The organism is Pseudoalteromonas prydzensis, from assembly GCF_011050055.1.
Classification (GTDB): domain Bacteria; phylum Pseudomonadota; class Gammaproteobacteria; order Enterobacterales; family Alteromonadaceae; genus Pseudoalteromonas; species Pseudoalteromonas prydzensis_A.
In genome coordinates, this window is the sequence record NZ_DRGM01000023.1 from 1 (window position 1) to 17,048 (window position 17,048).

Here is a 17,048-nt window from a genome sequence, read left to right on the forward strand (position 1 = left end):
ATTGTATTTGTTCAATGTCTTCAGCCTTCGCTTTGCTTGCGTGGCCGCCGCTGTGTAATAAGACTAACACTAAACTTGTGAATTCATGTCCCATTGGTACACCTGCAAAGGTGATATGGGTATCTTTTTCAGTGGAATGAACAACCATAGAAGGACGGCGAGCGTCAATATCAGGGTTGTTCGATACTGTAAATTTATCGCTTAACGATGCGAGATCGTGAGCTAAATTTGCTAATTCTGTTGATTTTTTGCTGTCATCCAAGGCGATAAGCAGCTCAACAGGTTGAGTAAGCGATTCAAAATGACTTTTTAATTGATTCTTAATGTTGTTGTCTAACATGGCTCTGCCCTTGTTTTCAGCAAAAAGTAACCCACCACACAGGTTAATGTGCTTAAACTTAAAGTAGTATGGTGGGAATTTTTAGCGCTGCCTAAAAGCAGCGCTTAATGTAGCTTAGCTACAGGCAAGTTAGATCTTGCCAACTAGGTCAAGTGAAGGAGCAAGTGTGTCTTCACCTGGCTGCCAAGAAGCCGGACATACTTCACCATCGTGAGTTGCAATGTATTGTGCAGCTTGAACTTTGCGAACTAACTCTTTCGCGCTACGGCCGATACCTAAATCATGTGTTTCAATGATTTTGATTTCGCCCTCAGGGTTCATTACAAACGTACCACGCAGTGCAAGGCCTTCGTCTTCAATCATTACACCAAAGTTACGTGTAATACGCCCTGTTGGGTCGCCAATCATTGGGTAAGTGATTTTACCGATTGTATCTGATGTATCGTGCCATGCTTTATGAGTGAAGTGCGTGTCTGTAGACACTGAGTAAACTTCTACGCCCATTTCTTGAAGCTGTGCGTAGTGATCTGCAACATCACCTAATTCTGTTGGGCATACAAATGTGAAGTCTGCTGGGTAAAAGAAGAAGATTGACCACTTACCAAGTACATCTTTTTCAGATAGCTCTACAAAGTCACCATTGTGGTATGCAGTTGCGTTAAAAGGTTGGATTTTTGTGTTAATTAATGAAGTGCTCATAGTATTCCTCATTGGTATATTGAAAAGTAATAACAACACAGGCTGCTGTGTTGGCTTGAGTAATACAATAAGGTGTTTAAAGCATTTAATAAAATTGATTGTTTAGATTAGTTCAATCTATTTTTAGGATTAAACTATTTATTTACGGCATTCGTATTTTCTTTGTTGTTCATAATGCTGCTACAATAGCGGCGCTTATAATATGCAAACAAGGGCAAGCTGTTATGGAAAAATTTGTTAACCACATTCAACTTGGCTATCTAGGGCTACTGCCCTTTTTAGGCTGTGTTGCTTGGCCGCTTTTATTAGGAAGTAATAGCGTAAACTTAGAATTTTTCACTTTTTATAGCATCGCAATATTAGCTTTTATGGCAGGTAACTTATGGCGGGCAGGTTCACAAAGTTATAGTGACGCAATAAAAGCAGTCGTACCGGTTATTCCTATCCCCTTCTTATCATTTTTACCGACTGAATGGATGTTAGCTTGGTTGGGTCTTAGCTTTTGGCTAGTACTCGTATTTGAAAAAACCAGTCCACAATGGCAGAGCTACCATGCTGATTATCAAAAAATGCGCTTTGTGCTAACGTCAGTGGTGTTCGTCTGTCATGTTTTTGTGATTGGTATTAGTTTATACCCTAACTAACTCGCCCTTTAAAGCGGATTAATGTACCATCCGAGCTCTGCTTTTTGAGGATAAACTATGATCGACCAATTACGCCAACAGCTTGATCAACTTGGTGAAAACTATGTTGAGAAAAACGCTCATTTCAAAATTAAAGTGATCCCTTTTTTTTGTGCGATTCAAATAAAAAAGGATCATAACAGCGAAGGTCGATTATCGTTTTATTCCAATCAATGGCTTGAAATTGCCTTAGTGGTACTGCTTTTACTGTTTGGCTTAATGCTTTTTGATGTCGACGCGGGCTTTACCCATGGTCCGATCCACATCGCGTTTGCAGTACTCATTACCTTTAATTTAATCATCAAACAAATTGCCATTGAAGGTCTTAAAACACGCTTGGCTTTTTGTCGTTTAGTTGATCATAATTCTAAAAAAACACCACTAGAATAATGTATTTAAATCCAAATTGGCGGATCCTCACGGTAGGCGATGGTGATTTATCGTTTTCTTATGCTTTATTCACGGATATAAAACCAACCAAGTTGGTCGCTTCTACCTATGATGATGCAAGCACGCTTACCACAAAATATGCTGATAACGCATTAACTGCGCTTGAAGCAAGTAAAGTAACGGTACTCAATAGTTTTGATGTAACGGATCCACAAGCGTGGCAACGCTTAAATGGCGAGTTATTTGATGTGGTGGTTTTTCAGTATCCACTTATCCCTGCATTTGTTGGTGAAGCGGCCTTTCGTGAAAATACTGTCAGTATAAATACACTTAACCGCGCGTTACTGCATCAATTTATTAAATACGCGACTGACTTTGCCCTCGATAGCAATGGACCTATGCTTTGCTACATTACGTCTAAAGATGTAAAGCCTTATCGCGAGTGGAATATTGAAGGCAGTTTAAATAACGGTTTAACCTCACATTACCTTGGTCAGATGCCATTTGATATTAGCCTATTTCCAGGTTATAAAATTCGTAACGTTGACCGCGATAAACACGTCAAAGACACCAGTGGTATTAGTTATGTTTTTAGCCCTAAAGCAACGCCCGAAGTAAAAAGTAAGTTAACCATGCCAGCGTACTTAGATGATCACAGTTGCGCGCTGTGCCGTGTTGGCCCATTTCACGGCGAAGAAGATAAACAAAAACACTTATTAGCCAAAAAGCATCAACAAATGTTAGCCTTTGAGGCAGACTGGCAAGCTTGGCTTGCACAATTTAATCATCGGGAGTAGCTATGAACTTTGTAATCGTTGGCACCAATTTTATTAGTGATACTTTACTTGCAGCGGCAAAGACCGTCAGTGAATTTACGCTTTATGGCGTGTGCTCACGAGCCACTAAAAGTGGCGAAACTTTTTTAGCTAAACATGCAATCAGTGATGCAAAAATATTTACCAATATTGAACAAGTGTGTGCCGATGAGAATGTTGATGCGGTGTATATCGCTGCCCCCAATAGTTTGCATAAGAGCTATGCTGTAGCGTGTTTAAATGCAGGAAAACACGTATTAGGTGAAAAACCGGCTGCCGCGAATAGCCAAGAATTAGCTGCAATTTTAACCGCAGCAAAGCACAATAATCGCCTCTACATGGAAGCGATGATGACCACTCATCTACCAAATTTCTCTGTATTACGCCAAGCAATTGAGAAAATTGGCGTTCCTCGTAAATACATTGGTCAGTACAGTCAATATTCATCCCGCTATGATAAATACAAAAATGGCGAACGTCCGAACACTTTTTTACCTGAGTTTGCCAATGGTGCCCTGGTCGATTTAGGGATTTATCCGTTGTATATTTTAATTGCGCTTTGGGGCGCACCAAACAGTGTACAAGCCAGCGGTGTATTACTTGACACTGGCGTTGATGGGGCCGGTGATGTGTTACTAAATTACAGTGATAAGCAAGCGGTGATCAGTTATTCGAAAATATCTCAGGGTGATAACTTTACCGAGATCCAAGGTGAACAAGGCCGTATTAGAATCGAGGCTGTTTCGCTGTTAAAACGTATGCAGTTTATCGCCAACGATGGCACTGTTGAAGAGTTATCACAGCCATTTGACGAACACTTTATGCGTCACGAAGTGAGTCATTTTATTGCCATTGCCAACACAGGACAGCTCGAATCACCGATCAATACTCATCAACTAAGTATCAGTGTGATGGCTGTACTTGATAAAGCAAGACAGCAACTTGGCGTTATTTATCCTGCCGATCGACTATAAGCCAGAAAATATATTCGCGTGCAAATAGTGCCTCAAACTATTGAGGCTTGCCGATTTTGTTGCCTCTTTTACAATAGCCTTTTAACGTACTCACTAATTTAATGCATCGCCAAATCTTCCTCGTTCGCAAATAAAGCCTATGAATTCTTTAGTTAATTGAAATTATACTCTATAGTTATTTAGCATTATTATTAAATAGCAGCAGAGGCAATTTTGACAATTAGATTAATGCTTAGAACCGTTTTTGCTCTAGCAATCACAATTGCAGCCGGGCTACTGATCATCATATTGCTGTTAAAAACAGGATTATCTGATAGTCAACAATCTGCTCAACAACGCTATCAACTCAGTCATTTTGCCAATCTTGCTTCATCTAATTCGATTAAATTAACAGAGCTTGCTCGCCAATATGTGGTTACCCTTCAGCCAAGTTATAAAAATGAATATTATCACCTTGTGAAACAAATAGGCGGCACTGAGCCATGGTTAGATGATCGTAAGAAATCTTATCTCGACCGCCTTAAAGAATTTAATGTTAATGAACAACAAGTAGCGCTGCTAAATAAATCAAATGCACTTTCTTTAAAACTAGTCGAGACTGAAGAGCTTGCTTTTCAGCTAATAAGTAACTTTGTTGGTAAGAGTCCTTCGTTATTGAGCTCGTCAGAGTCAAAACAATGGATGCAAGCAATCGCGCTACTCACTGATCAACGTTATATGGATGAAGTGGCTAAGATCCAAGCCCCAGTACAAGCTTTCTTGACCGCTATACAAAACAGTAGTTTGCAAGAAGTTGAGAGCAACAATAACCGCGTAGCCAATTTAAGTCTGATCAGCATTGTGCTGGTATTAGTTATAATCACTATTTTAGCTTTATGTTACTTGCAGCTTGAGAAGCGTGTAATAAAGACAACGACACTATTAGTCAATGAAGCACAACGTATAGCCGATGGTGATTTAACACGCAAAATTATTCACACTGGTAACGATGAAATTGCTGAGTTATCAGCCAGTTTTAATATTATGATCGATAAATTATCCACGTTACTGTCAGAAATTAACTCGCAATCTCAACAGGCCCAAATTGCTGCCAACGAGCTAGATTCTATTGCACAGCAGGCAAAGCTGCTTAACGACGAGCAGAGTCAAGCAATTGAGGTGATCTCAAGTTCAGTATATGAAAATTCCACCGCAGTCAAAGAAGTATCAAAAAACTGCTCTGAAGCGGCTCAAAATGCAGGAGATGCGGATGCTAAAACACAAGCTGGAATCGATGTCGTTAATCAGAGTATTCATTCTGTCGAATCGGTTGCTGAAATATTAACCGAGTCAATCAATGATTTGAATGACCTCGAATCGTCTGTCAACGAAGTAGCGGTGATCTTAAATGTGATCAGCAATATTGCTGAACAAACTAACCTATTAGCTCTTAATGCTGCAATAGAGGCAGCACGAGCGGGCGAACAAGGTCGAGGCTTTGCTGTGGTTGCCGACGAGGTACGCACATTAGCGAGTAGAACACAAAGCTCAACTGTTGAGATACAACAAAAAATCAATAGCTTGCAGTCTGCAAGTAACGCTGTTACCGAACGGATCCGTAGCAGTGATGCTCGGGTTAAAGACGCGGTAGCAAACTCAGAAAAAGTGGGCTTAATGCTCAAAGAAATAAGCACCCAAGTGCGCTTAATTTCAGATGCAAACCGAACCATTGCAGCTGCATCCGAGCAACAAGCACAAGTAACCGAAGATATCGCTGAACGCTTAACCGGTATTCAAGATGCCAGTATGCAATCGCAGTCGCAAACCGCACAGATCTCATCTTCATCAAGTGAGCTTGCCCAAGTGGCGGTTAATTTAAATACACAAATAGGTAAGTTTAAATTAAGTTAACTGATCTCTGGATTAAAAACCTCAGGCTCTTATACAGCAACAGCCTAAGGTTTGAGGGTAGCTAAAAACGATAAGTAACTGAAGCACCTAATGTTTGTGGGCTAACAACAGAGACATAGCCAGTTGGATACCTGCCACTTACAGGCTCTACACTGGTATAACCTTGTTCATCAAAGGCATTATTAATATAAGCGCTAATTAACCAATTCATTGTGTCATAGCTTATTGTAGCGCGAGTAATAGTGTAATCACCTGCCATGCGCTCTTCAGTGTTAGTAAGATCACCGTAATACTCATCGACATAATTTGCACTGACATTTATCTTAAAGCTATCAGTAAACCAATGAGACAAACCTAAACTGGCCGTAAATGAAGGGGCTGAATTAAGTTCGTTACCGACAGCCTCAGAATAACTGTCAGATACATCAATTTCAGTTTTTAATAGCCCTAGCCCAGCATGTAACTGCCATTGTTCACCCAACATACTATAGGCTTCGAGCTCTAAACCATAACTGTGGGCATCATCAATATTGGTTATTCTTCGCGCTGAGTTTAAAGCTTGATAGCCATTAAAATTATTGTAGAACACATTCGCACTTATGTTGATATCACCGTTATTTAATACACTACGTGTGCCTACCTCATAGGTATTTACGGTTTCTTCATCATAGTAATAATAATCTTCAGCATTAAAGTCGAGTGCACCACCGCCGGAATTATAACCACGCCGCGCACTGGCTGATAAAGTAGTTGCCTCGGTAACTTTGTATTGAATAGCTAAGGTAGGTAATTTAATAGTATTAGAATCATCTAGCTGTTCAGCTAAGGTATCGCCTCTAAATGCCATGTTAAAGTTACGAAGTTGGCTTTCATGTTCAACCCGCAAGCCACCTGTTACTATTAACTTATCTGTTAGGTTGAAGCTTGCCTCTGAGTAAATAGCCATCGAATCACTGCTATCATCACCAAAATAATCTGTTGCTCCAGTACTGTCGAAATCTTGATCTCGATCGAAATAAGCTAAGCCAATAAAGCCTGAATAAAAGTCACTACTAAGGCCGAAGTTTAATTTACCATCAATAGTAATATTTTTTTCATCCATAGTAACATCAGATTCTGCTTTTTCTAGTGACTCATAAGCATCAAAAGCCCAGTGGTAATCCATATACGCCACAAGCAGATCCACAGAGAAGTTCTCATCAATCTTATATTCAAAATCGATTTGTGTTGTATCTGAATCTGTATCCATTATACGTTGAAACAGTGGTATATAATCAGATGGGTTGTCACCTTCATAATACTGACGACCAGAATTTCCTTTTTCACTGTAGTTTGAATAATTTAGTTGAATTGATAGATCATCAAATGGAGTATAAAGTAATTTTGCTCGGGTGCTTGAGGTGTTTAATTTATTTAGATCGCGATCAGTCGGATTTGTTTCATAGACAGTGGGGTTACTGTAAGTTTCACCATCAACATATTGAGTCGATAACCTAAAAGCAAGTACATCTTCAACTAATGCACCGGAAACAACGGCTGCGGTGTCAAGGTAGCTATCTTGATTGCGGTAACCGACTCGCACTGCGCCTTCAAAGTCTTGAGTCGGTGCTTTGGTTGTCATATAAACAGCGCCAGCAATGCTATTACGACCATTACTTGTTGATTGTGGACCTCGATACACTGCTATTTGCTCCATATCCCACAAACCAGTATCACCGGTTAAATCAGCGACAAACGGCTGACTTACACCGTCAACTAACGTTGATACTCGCGCTTTTGATCCACCACTAAACGAATTAAACCCTGTTGCTCCACCGTTACCTGACACACCACGCATATCAGGAACTGACCCCGTTAACACCACTACATTCGCCATTTCTGCAAGCGCTTCTGAAACAGATGCTAGCTGACCATTTTCTAATAACGACTTATCGACGACCGCAACTGAGGTAATAGTGTCTTTCAGTGATTTTGCTATTTTTTCACCCGTAACAACGATAGTATCGATTGATTCGCGATTGCCCTCATCATCATCTGCCAATACCTGAGCTTGAGTAAATAACAGCGCGCTGGCAATAAGCAGTGAAAGCTTATTGCGTTTAAATAAAGCTGCCAAAATCATTTCCTTTTTTTGAGACATTTTAAATTGCGCGGAAAAATACCATATCAACTACAGTATTGCAATTGAGTTTACTTATCATTTAGAATGGCATTAAAAATAAACTATTATTGCTCTTATGTCTCAATTTACCGTTATTGTTATCTTACTCATTGCTATAACTGTGCTCTACTGCAGTAATCGCCATCAAAAATTACTTGCTAAACCTATTTCTAAACACTGGCGTACACTTGCGCTAATACTTTTTATAACCGCAATTATCATTGCTTTTTCTACACTGTCTAAATTAGCAGCAAGCTTCTTTGTTATTTTAATACTGATGCTCGCTTTAATGGTCATGCCATTTGCAAGCTTAATTAAAGTGAAGGGGCTAAAAAATGACATCTGAGCAAAGACAAAAAATTCAACCAACTTGGCTTGGTAAAAGTTTAGCTGGTGCATTGCTGGGTTTAGCGCTGGCTTATATTCTGATTGCTTTTTTTGCTTGGTACGGCCCAGGCGGAATTGATGCCCAAGACAAGGTTCAATTTAATATGTGGATGATCCCGATTTTATGGCTCACGCTCTTTAGTTTTACTTATTTATTTAATTCAGCGAGGCAAGCTTGGCTCATACTCGGTGGAGCAAATGTTATCTTGTATAGTTTATTTTTGCTGTTAAGGGGTGGATTATGAAAGTAAGAGCCGATATTTTACGCACCTACCAAGGTGTGCATACATGGACGGGGATCATTGCAGGTTTAGTACTTTTCATCGGCTTTTATGCTGGTAGTTTGACTATGTTTAAACATGAAATCCAACAATGGGCAGAGCCAACTACTGCACCACTTACCGATCCCACTACTACAAACTATCAAAGCTTAGTCGACCAAGCCATCACCGTTTATCCTGAGCAAATGGCAAAAGGTTTTGAACTCGACCTTTTAACAACAGCTGCGCCACTGTCGTGGTATACACAAGGTCAAGCTCGTGGCATGCACCTAGATAATCAACAGCAAACAGCATATCTTGATGAAGATCAAAAGCTGATAATTGCTGATCAAACAGAACATAAACTTGCTGATTTAATCGATTACCTACACCGTACCGCAGGCTTTATTGGTGAAATTGGTCACGACCAATCTGGCGTTTACATTCTTGGTATTGCTGCAGGACTGTATTTTTTAGCCTTGGTGTCCGGTGTAATTATCCTTTTACCAACACTGGTAAAAACATTTTTTGCGCTGCGAAAAGAAAAAGGCCCGAGTCGCTTTTGGTTAGATAGCCATAACCTTATCGGCGTTGCGAGTTTGCCCTTTCATTTGATCATTGCGTTTACTGTTATTGTATTTGCTTTTCACGACTTAATTTATGATGGTTTGGCCCCGTTTTATGGTGACAAACCACTATTTGAGCGTCCCCCAACCGCAACACACGCTTATAACATCAGCGAACTGAAACGTATTGATACACAAATACTAGCGGCTAAGGGCTATGCTACAGGCTATGAGCCAATACATATTAGCTACAGTCGATTGAATTTAGCGTCCCCTTCCGCTGTATTTAAAATGAGTAATGATTCTGCAGTGGTACGTGGACCTGATACGGATTATTTATTTATGAACCCGTATACTTTAGAGATCAGCGGATCAACTTACCCACAGGGTGAAGAAAGCTTCTGGGGCAATTTTGTCGCGAGTCTCTTTTCACTGCATTTTGGAACATATGGCGGTGAGTGGGGTCGCTGGGCTTACTTTATAATGGGACTATTCGGCGCATTGCTTTTTTATTCAGGCAACTTATTATGGATAGACAAACGAATGAAAAAAGATGCAAATAAAACCAGCACACATATTATGGCAAAGTTAACGATTGGCGTGTGTTTAGGATCCATGCTCGCTGTTGTTGCCGTATTATTGTTAGCAAAATGGGGTAACATACTGATAGGTAACATTAATCACCATTATATGCAGTGTTATTATGTTGTTTTTTTTATTTCCTTAGCCTACTGCTTTACACTAGGCGCTAATAAAGCAAGCTATACTGGCTTAATAACGTTATCGATTTTAACCGTATGTTTACCCATATCGAGTGTTATTCAAGGTCTGAATAATTTAGATCTTTTACCCTATTACGAAAGCTATTCTGTTGATTTTATAGCCACATTTTTCTCAGTTATGTTTTTCTTTATCGCTAAACGCTTAAAGCAAAAACCCATTAAAGATAAAGTAATTCTGGATCACAAAACAATAGAGTTCATAAGGTAAATAAAGGCTCACGCATTGTTTAATACGTGAGCCTGCATCACTTAATGGCTGCTATTTATCGCAAATATATTAAATTGTTACATTAATCTGTACACTCTGCAGATAATTTCCTTTTTCATTTTTTATACGTTATGTCTCGAGTTATTTCTCCTTTTTTCATTGCTGTTATATGTGTATTACTTGCCATGGTGACTATTCAGTCAGGCGCTTCAATTGCTAAGCAACTATTTCCATTAATTGGCCCTGAAGGGACAACCGCACTTCGTTTAGGTTTTTCAGCAACGATATTGTGCTTAGTGTTTAAACCTTGGCGCGCTTTTCCGCCACTGGGTCAACGCATGCCAATTATTGTTTATGGCTTATGCTTAGGCGGTATGAACATTTTTTTTTACTACGCCATTGCGCGTATTCCATTAGGGATTGCGGTCGCCCTTGAATTTACCGGCCCGTTAGCGGTGGCACTGTTATCATCGCGACGAAAGCGAGATTTATTCTGGGTCGCTTGTGCTATATCGGGGATCGTAATGTTACTCCCGGATATGAAAGGTGAAGAGAGTCTCGATCTACTGGGCGTGATTCTGGCACTGGGTGCTGGTGCTTGCTGGGCGGGCTATATCTTATTTGGCAAAAAAACGGGGAATCAAAGCTCTGGCGGAATGACCGTGGCGCTTGGTATGAGTGTGGCGGCACTTATATTAGTTCCTTATGGTGCTATTTCTCAAGGTAGTGCACTACTAAGCTGGGAAGTGATCCCTTTAGGCTTGTTAGTTGCGATTATGTCAAGTGCCCTACCTTACACGCTGGAAATGGTTGCACTGCGTAATATGCCAGCGCAAGGTTTTAGTATTATGATGAGCTTAGAGCCCGCTATTGCGGCACTTGCTGGATTTATAATTTTAGCTGAGTTGCTGAGTATTTGGCAGTGGCTGGCGATTTTATTAGTGATCATTGCATCGGTTGGCAGTTCAATGTCTACAAGTAAAGACAGCAACTAACAAACCAAAAAAGACGCAGAGAAAATATTATTTATAAAACTAAATGTTAATTTATATTAACCAAAGGGGAGTAACGTGTTTAGACAATACAATTACCCCCAGCATTTTTTGCAACATACATTGCTTGATCTGCATGTTGAATAAGTTGTTGTTCATTCTCGCCCATTTCAGGATAACTGGCGATACCTATACTGACTGAAAGCTGCAATGTATGTTCATCTATCACAAAAGCTTGCTCGCACTCTCTGCGGATTTTTTCAGCTGTTTTATGTACGTCTGAGCGTAAGCTAATTCCGTGCAGTAAAACTAAAAACTCGTCGCCACCTAAACGCCCAACAGTATCAGAACTTCGAATACACCCTTGCAGCCGAGCTGCAATGGCTTGCAATAATCGATCACCACATTGATGCCCATATGAATCATTAACTTCTTTAAAACCATCAAAATCTATAAATAGTAGCGATAATTCAACCTGCTGTCGGTCAGCTTTCGTTAATGTTGATTGAATACGGTCAAGTAACAACATACGATTAGGTAGCCCCGTTAGCTGATCATGTCCCACCATATGTTGTAATTGCTTTTCAAATTTTTTGCGCTCGGTGATATCATGAGCAACAGCAATTCTGAACTGATGTGAATCAGACCAGCGGACAGACCATAATATATGCACCACTCGCCCGTCTTTTCTCACCCAACGATTTTCAAAGCGCGGTTTAGAGCCCCCAGATAATAACGTATTTACTGCGTCAAGCGTGATCTCAATATCTTCTTTATAAACAAAGTCGAGCATTGGTTTACCAATGACTTCAGCAGGCTCGTAACCAAAAATGTCTTTAAAAGCCGCGCTCACAAACACAAACATCCCTTGTTTGTCAACCACACAAACAGCGTCAAGCATCAGTTCTAGTACATCAGTGAGACAAACCAACCCAGTATTTTTCATTCAACCCCATGCCTCAAGCAGTAAAATTGCAGACTTCATTATTTATTTACAGTACGCATCACTTAAGTAACTAATCATTGCGTAATAGTGTATAACGTATCTTAGGATACGATTCATTGTTGTTGAGATCTATAAAGAAATAATAATATATTGCGATAATAAAACTAATCATAGTGTGTTTTATCAAATAGCACATTAAAAATACATACAAATATCAGGCCACGTTATGTTTATCTGCCAGTAAACTACTTTTATTATGCTCTAATGCTTAACACGCCGTCGCCAAACATAGCTTGAAAAGCGTGATATCTGCAATAAACTAGCTTATTTCTTTAATCTGGCTCTTTCCAACCGCATTAACAACCGCCTCTTCAATTGAATGTAATTTAAATGGTTTTGAAATAAACATGTCCATGCCAGCTTCTTTACAGGCCACTTTATCTGTGGCCGAAGTGTTTGCTGTTAAGGCAACAATTAAGGTATCGTTGTGGCTGCAAATATTTTGTGAACGGAGGATTTTAGTGGCTTCAAGTCCATCAAGTTGCGGCATCACGCAGTCCATAAAAATAAGATCGTACTTGCTTTGCTTACATTTTAAAATGGCGTCTTCACCATCTACTGCAAAATCGGCTTTTATCTGTAACTTTTCTAACGACGCCTCAAGCACAAACCTATTTATTTGATTATCATCAACAACCAATACCGATAAATGACTCGCATCCACAGTGACCTCTGAGCGTTGCTTCATCTCAACTTGCACTGCGCCGATTGCCAATGGGATAGCAACGACAAATGTAGTGCCCTGCTGAAAAGTACTGTTGACTGTAATTGTTCCCCCCATGTGATCGATCAGTTCTTTTACTATCGCTAAACCTAATCCTGTGCCCCCTTTACTGCTTTTGGCATCAACCTCTTGTGTAAAAGGTGAAAATAATGAACCAAGAAATGGCTTTGTCATTCCTCTGCCGGTGTCGCTAACTTCAAGTTGCAATGCTAATTGACTATTAAGCTGCGCAACGTTTACCTTAAAATTAACCTCTCCTGCATCAGTAAACTTTAAAGCGTTGCTTAATAAATTTGCGGCTATTTGACTCAAACGCGTATTATCACAATACGCCCAGCAGTCATCCGCTATTGTGATCTGAGTTTTAAAATCAATATTATTAGCCTTAAAGAGTGGAATATATAAAGAGGCTAAATCAATAAAAATTGTTTTTAGTAAAAAGTGATTGGGTTCGAGTTTTAATTCACCATGATTTATTTTTGAAAAATCGAGTACTTCATTAATAATGCTTAATAAAATATCTGCGCTGCGTAATGCAACTTTTAGCTTTTCAGTTCTTTTTGCTTCATTGTGCTCACCAAGTAAGGTTGTTAACATGCCGGTGATGCCATTTAACGGCGTGCGTAGTTCGTGGCTAATTTTTGTAAGCAACATACTCCTATCTTCTAGCATCCTCTCAGCTTGTGCTTGTTTACTTTTTAGTTCTTCACGCAACAAAACTGATTCGGTTACATCTTGTAAGGTACCAAACAAGCGAACACACGAACCATCAACAAACTCGCTTTCACCAAATGCACTGACCCAAATGGTTTGCTTTTGAGCTGTGACTAGCTCTAAATCTAAATGCCATTTTTCACCCGTTTGCATACCTGATTCAACCGCCTTGGTGATACTTTCTCGGCTGTCACCTTCTTTAAAAAAACTAATCGCAGACGCTAAATCAGGAATAAATGAGTCGTCAACTTGATAGATCCGCTTGGTTTGTTCGCTCCAAGTAACTTTACTGGTCAATAAATCAACTTCCCAGGAACCAATATTTGCAATGCTTTCTAACTTTACTAATGTGTTGTTGTTTTTTAAAAGTTGTTCATTAGCGCTTTTCCTTGCAAATTCAGAACCTAACCACTGGGCAAATAATTCAACATAGTCATGTGCTTGCTGTGAAAACGGGGTGGAGGAGCTAGGGGATGAAAAATTGACGGTACCATATATATCTTTACCGACTTTAATAGGCGCACCAATGTAGGATTCGAGTTGAAAATTTACATAACACGGGTGATGTGCGATGCGACTTGTTGAGGCTTGATGAAAAGCCAGTGCCTTACTTGCGGCTAAGGTATGCACGCAATAAGTGCCCGCTAAATCAAATATCGTGCCCACAGCTAACGAATTGTCAGGGGTAATAACGTAGCGTACTATATATTGGTTATTGATTATTTCACTAATTATAGCAATGTCTAAGCTAAAAACGTTGAGTCCAAACTTTAACAAACTCGCTATTTTCTCATCAAAACTTTGTTGTTGATCAGATACGATATCGTGAAAGCTTCTGAGAAAATTCAAATGCAACTCCCCGTGCAATTTAATTTTGCTAAAGCAAAGCATCATGCCATTCATTCAATCTACGCTTTAGCCCATTGCTTACTTTAATCTATAACGACTTAATACTCTACGGTAAATTTGCCGTACTGCATTGATTTTACACCGTCGTCCATTGTTAGCAGAATCACATTTTATTTACGTATTTATTCTATTTATGATTGTTTACATTACAAAAATAATTATATAATAACAATAGTTATCATTTGCGGTATCAATACGGAGTTGCATCGTTCATGGCTATTCGTTCATCAAAGTTAGCATTTGCTGTTGCCTTTGCTATTTCAGGCGTTACATTTAGCAATATCGTCCACGCGGATGATATTGCTAAGATTGAAAAAATCATGGTAAAAGGTCAAAAAATAGACCGTACTTTACAAGAAACCCCTGCCAGTGTGGCTGTTATAACCAGTCAAACAATTGAACGCGAAAATTTAAATGATTTTTATGACATATTAGCCCGTACACCTAATGCTTCAGGTACTGATGGCGCTGGTTTTAATATCCGTGGTATTGATGCTTTTGGGGTTACTGATGGTGGCTCTGGTGGGCTTGCCAGTGTTTATGTTGATGGCGCACCTGTGCCTTATCGAATCATGCAGCAAGGCGGATTTTCTACCTGGGATATTAGCCAAGTAGAAATACTACGTGGTCCGCAATCTACCTTACAAGGGCGTAACTCACTTGCCGGTGCGGTGGTGATGAAAACCCGTGATGCAGTGCAAGAGTATGATTTTAAAGGCCGCATTGGTATGGGCGAATACGGGACTAAAGAAGCTGCGGTGGCGTTTGGTGGCGGCTTAATTGACGATCAATTAGCATTTAGAGTCAGTGCCGAAAAACGCGATTTTGATGGTTATAATACGAATGTTGCCACTGGCAACGAATCGGATTTTGATAACAATGAGTTTTACCGTGCAAAATTGCGTTATACCCCGTCTGCTTTGCCTGAGTTTGAAGCGCAACTTAGTTTTATGCACAGTGAAAACGAAAAAGGCGTTGATTGGGTAATGGTTGAAAGTGGTCATGAAGACTACCCTATCAATAATATTTACGATGATCGTTATGTGTATTTAGACTCGCCAACATTTGAATCCACAGACAGTGATCTCTATATCCTCAACCTCAATTATGATCTCTCTAATGAGTGGTCTTTTTCATCAATCTCAACTTATTCTGACGCAGAGTACAGTTACGAGTGGGATGGGGATGCGAGCATGCAAGCACCACAATCTATTTTAACCGATACCCGCACTGATAAAACCACCACACAAGAGCTACGCTTTACCTATGAAGGTGATAAATTATCCGGCTTAATTGGCTTTTATTATTCTGACTTAGATGTTTTTGATAGTAGTGGCGGTGAACGCGGTATTACCTTTGCACAATTAGGCGTGCGTAGTCTATTAACTGCACCTGCAGAATACGGCGGTTTAGGCTTAGCGAATGCTTTAGCTGATCAAGTTCTGCAGTTTTATGCTGGCGCTGATCCAGTTTATATCGGTCAATCTTCAGATTTTACACAAAAAGTAAAAACGAAAGCGCTGTTTGCCGACTTTACTTATGAAGTAAACGCAGCATGGGATGTATTTGCAGGTCTTCGCTATGATAAAGAACAACAAGCAAATGGCACCAATGCTGATATTTACATTACCGAGCAAACCCAAAATGCTCTGCCTAAACCTGAGAACTTTGCAGCAGATCCTATGCTTGCTCAGTTAATTGCAGGTATCAATCAGCAATTATATGCAATGGCTGATAGCGCCTCAGGAGATGAGCCCGTAGAAGATGCCAGCTTTGATGCATGGTTACCTAAACTCGGCGCAACCTATCGCTTCAATCAAGATATTTCAACTAGTTTTACAATTCAAAAAGGCTATCGTTCAGGCGGCGTGGGCACTAATGTCGCACAAGCCACCCCCTTTACCTTTGATCCTGAATATACTTGGAACTATGAACTAGCGCTGCGCTCTGTATGGCTTGATGATAAATTAGTTGTTAACGCAAATATGTTCTACCTCGATTGGACCGACCAGCAAGTGTCGGTGTATTTATCGGGTAATCAATATGACCGCGAAACGCGTAACGTAGGTAAATCTCATGTGCAAGGTTTTGAGACTGAAATCAGTTATGAGTTATCCCCTACAACTAATTTATACGGCGGTATTGGCTATTCTAAAACCGAATTTGACCAATTCAGCGCTACTTTTAATGGTGAAGAACAAGACTACAGCGGTTACTCATTTGCAGGTGCGCCAGAATGGACAGCGCTACTGGGACTCGATTACGCAAGTGATGAAGGCTTTATGGCTAATATTAATGCCAGTTATACAGGCAGTTCACAACGCTTGGCAACAGCCCTTGAGCCTAGAAATGATGCATATTGGTTAGTCAATTCACGTATTGGCTATCAATGGCAAAACTACGGGGTTTATGCCTTAGTAGAAAATCTGTTAGATGCAGAGTATGTCTCACTTGCTCCAGCAGGTTTTGATAATCAAACATTAAGTTCACCACGCACCGCGAGTGTACGCTTTGAAGTTAATTTCTAACCAAGACTACAATGCGGCAA

General features: G+C 40.0%; 13 protein-coding genes and 1 pseudogene. 9 read left to right on the forward strand and 5 right to left on the reverse strand.

Going from position 1 to position 17,048, the window contains the following annotated elements; translation table 11 throughout:
* Both ENH88_RS01665 and ahpC read right to left on the reverse strand, forming a co-directional pair.
* Positions 1 to 340: pseudogene (locus ENH88_RS01665) on the reverse strand (alkyl hydroperoxide reductase subunit F); the annotation flags it as partial.
* Between the two features lie 129 nt (positions 341 to 469).
* Complete coding sequence (gene ahpC, locus ENH88_RS01670; protein ID WP_304178796.1) at positions 470 to 1,039, reverse strand: alkyl hydroperoxide reductase subunit C; 570 nt, start codon at positions 1,037 to 1,039, stop codon at positions 470 to 472.
* 224 nt (positions 1,040 to 1,263) lie between these two features.
* On the opposite strand from ahpC, the gene ENH88_RS01675 reads away from it, so the two are divergent.
* The 5 genes from ENH88_RS01675 (at position 1,264) to ENH88_RS01695 (ending at position 5,791) form a co-directional block, all read left to right on the forward strand.
* Positions 1,264 to 1,683, forward strand: coding sequence for a DUF3429 domain-containing protein (locus tag ENH88_RS01675; protein ID WP_304178799.1), 420 nt, complete (start codon positions 1,264 to 1,266; stop codon positions 1,681 to 1,683).
* Positions 1,684 to 1,740: 57 nt separating this feature from the next.
* A complete protein-coding gene (locus ENH88_RS01680) occupies positions 1,741 to 2,112 on the forward strand; it encodes a hypothetical protein (RefSeq protein WP_304178800.1) in 372 nt (123 codons plus the stop codon).
* Positions 2,112 to 2,909 (forward strand): class I SAM-dependent methyltransferase, encoded by a 798-nt coding sequence (locus ENH88_RS01685; protein WP_304178801.1) that lies wholly within the window; start codon positions 2,112 to 2,114, stop codon positions 2,907 to 2,909. The genes ENH88_RS01680 and ENH88_RS01685 overlap by 1 nt, the downstream gene beginning before the upstream one ends.
* A 2-nt stretch (positions 2,910 to 2,911) precedes the next feature.
* Entirely contained in the window at positions 2,912 to 3,901 is a 990-nt protein-coding gene (locus tag ENH88_RS01690; RefSeq protein ID WP_304178803.1) for a Gfo/Idh/MocA family protein, read from the forward strand.
* A gap of 213 nt (positions 3,902 to 4,114) precedes the next feature.
* Positions 4,115 to 5,791: a methyl-accepting chemotaxis protein gene (locus ENH88_RS01695; protein ID WP_304178805.1), complete on the forward strand. Its 1,677-nt coding sequence runs from the start codon at positions 4,115 to 4,117 to the stop codon at positions 5,789 to 5,791.
* A gap of 61 nt (positions 5,792 to 5,852) precedes the next feature.
* On the opposite strand, the gene ENH88_RS01700 is transcribed toward ENH88_RS01695, so the two are convergent.
* Positions 5,853 to 7,913 carry a TonB-dependent receptor gene (locus ENH88_RS01700; protein WP_304178889.1) on the reverse strand — a complete coding sequence of 687 codons (2,061 nt, stop codon included), beginning with the start codon at positions 7,911 to 7,913 and terminating at the stop codon, positions 5,853 to 5,855.
* A 374-nt stretch (positions 7,914 to 8,287) separates the two neighbouring features.
* Between ENH88_RS01700 and ENH88_RS01705 the strand changes: the two genes are divergently transcribed.
* The 3 genes from ENH88_RS01705 to ENH88_RS01715 all read left to right on the forward strand — a co-directional run bounded on the left by ENH88_RS01705 (position 8,288) and on the right by ENH88_RS01715 (position 11,150).
* The gene (locus ENH88_RS01705) at positions 8,288 to 8,584 is read left to right on the forward strand and encodes a hypothetical protein (RefSeq protein WP_304178806.1); all 297 of its coding nucleotides are present in this window, start codon (positions 8,288 to 8,290) and stop codon (positions 8,582 to 8,584) included.
* Complete coding sequence (locus ENH88_RS01710) at positions 8,581 to 10,155, forward strand: PepSY-associated TM helix domain-containing protein (RefSeq protein ID WP_304178808.1); 1,575 nt, start codon at positions 8,581 to 8,583, stop codon at positions 10,153 to 10,155. Before ENH88_RS01705 ends, ENH88_RS01710 begins: the two co-directional genes overlap by 4 nt.
* A gap of 131 nt (positions 10,156 to 10,286) precedes the next feature.
* Entirely contained in the window at positions 10,287 to 11,150 is an 864-nt protein-coding gene (locus tag ENH88_RS01715) for an EamA family transporter (protein ID WP_304178811.1), read from the forward strand.
* Between the two features lie 79 nt (positions 11,151 to 11,229).
* Here the strand turns inward: ENH88_RS01715 and ENH88_RS01720 are convergent, their stop codons facing one another.
* Positions 11,230 to 12,093 (reverse strand): diguanylate cyclase domain-containing protein, encoded by an 864-nt coding sequence (locus tag ENH88_RS01720; RefSeq protein ID WP_304178813.1) that lies wholly within the window; start codon positions 12,091 to 12,093, stop codon positions 11,230 to 11,232.
* Positions 12,094 to 12,412: 319 nt separating this feature from the next.
* Complete coding sequence (locus ENH88_RS01725; protein ID WP_304178815.1) at positions 12,413 to 14,440, reverse strand: PAS domain-containing hybrid sensor histidine kinase/response regulator; 2,028 nt, start codon at positions 14,438 to 14,440, stop codon at positions 12,413 to 12,415.
* Positions 14,441 to 14,712: 272 nt separating this feature from the next.
* On the opposite strand from ENH88_RS01725, the gene ENH88_RS01730 reads away from it, so the two are divergent.
* Positions 14,713 to 17,028, forward strand: a complete 2,316-nt coding sequence (locus ENH88_RS01730) for a TonB-dependent receptor (protein ID WP_304178817.1) — start codon at positions 14,713 to 14,715, stop codon at positions 17,026 to 17,028.
* Positions 17,029 to 17,048 lie beyond the last annotated feature (20 nt).

What these genes read in the sequence shown, in the direction of transcription:
- ahpC (WP_304178796.1), bottom strand. Translation starts at nt 1,039, where the DNA reads ATGAGCACTTCATTAATTAACACAAAAATCCAACCTTTTAACGCAACT.
- ENH88_RS01675 (WP_304178799.1), top strand. Translation starts at nt 1,264, where the DNA reads ATGGAAAAATTTGTTAACCACATTCAACTTGGCTATCTAGGGCTACTG.
- ENH88_RS01680 (WP_304178800.1), top strand. Translation starts at nt 1,741, where the DNA reads ATGATCGACCAATTACGCCAACAGCTTGATCAACTTGGTGAAAACTAT.
- ENH88_RS01685 (WP_304178801.1), top strand. Translation starts at nt 2,112, where the DNA reads ATGTATTTAAATCCAAATTGGCGGATCCTCACGGTAGGCGATGGTGAT.
- ENH88_RS01690 (WP_304178803.1), top strand. Translation starts at nt 2,912, where the DNA reads ATGAACTTTGTAATCGTTGGCACCAATTTTATTAGTGATACTTTACTT.
- ENH88_RS01700 (WP_304178889.1), bottom strand. Translation starts at nt 7,913, where the DNA reads ATGATTTTGGCAGCTTTATTTAAACGCAATAAGCTTTCACTGCTTATT.
- ENH88_RS01705 (WP_304178806.1), top strand. Translation starts at nt 8,288, where the DNA reads ATGACATCTGAGCAAAGACAAAAAATTCAACCAACTTGGCTTGGTAAA.
- ENH88_RS01710 (WP_304178808.1), top strand. Translation starts at nt 8,581, where the DNA reads ATGAAAGTAAGAGCCGATATTTTACGCACCTACCAAGGTGTGCATACA.
- ENH88_RS01715 (WP_304178811.1), top strand. Translation starts at nt 10,287, where the DNA reads ATGTCTCGAGTTATTTCTCCTTTTTTCATTGCTGTTATATGTGTATTA.
- ENH88_RS01720 (WP_304178813.1), bottom strand. Translation starts at nt 12,093, where the DNA reads ATGAAAAATACTGGGTTGGTTTGTCTCACTGATGTACTAGAACTGATG.
- ENH88_RS01730 (WP_304178817.1), top strand. Translation starts at nt 14,713, where the DNA reads ATGGCTATTCGTTCATCAAAGTTAGCATTTGCTGTTGCCTTTGCTATT.